Source organism: uncultured Ferrimonas sp. (assembly GCF_947489035.1).
Lineage (GTDB): Bacteria > Pseudomonadota > Gammaproteobacteria > Enterobacterales > Shewanellaceae > Ferrimonas.
The window spans coordinates 1-399 of the sequence record NZ_CANLCI010000080.1 but is presented as its reverse complement, the minus strand read 5'-3'; the positions used below and the strand labels follow the sequence as shown (position 1 = coordinate 399).

The following is a 399-nucleotide window of genomic DNA, read 5'->3' as shown; positions in this document are numbered from 1 at the left end:
GCAGCGGTCAGAGTGGTTTTACCGTGGTCAACGTGGCCAATGGTACCAACGTTTACGTGCGGTTTCGTACGTTCAAATTTTTCTTTAGACATGTTGTGCCTCGGTCAAACTAAGCGGACTTGCCACTTTGGTTTTGGGTTATTCGGGATCAGTATAATACCTCTCCCGCCAAACGCTTGGTCAATAACGGATGCCGCAGTGCGGTTTCAACGCTAAACCAGCGAAGTAAAAATCTAGGGATTTCACTTATTGCGCAGATACAACAAATCCTCTTGCCGGAACTGTGCCGTAATCAAGAGGATTCATGTTCTTTTTAAAGAAGTGGTGCTAATACCCAGAGTCGAACTGGGGACCTCACCCTTACCAAGGGTGCGCTCTACCAACTGAGCTATATCAGCA

General features: G+C 47.1%; 1 protein-coding gene and 1 tRNA gene. Both read right to left on the bottom strand.

Annotated elements, in window-relative coordinates; genetic code table 11:
• On the bottom strand, positions 1-92 hold a 92-nt coding region (locus tag Q0796_RS18175; RefSeq protein ID WP_001978617.1), incomplete at its 3' end, for a GTP-binding protein.
• Between the two features lie 230 nt (positions 93-322).
• Positions 323-398 (bottom strand) — tRNA-Thr (locus Q0796_RS18170).
• Position 399: the final 1 nt, after the last annotated feature.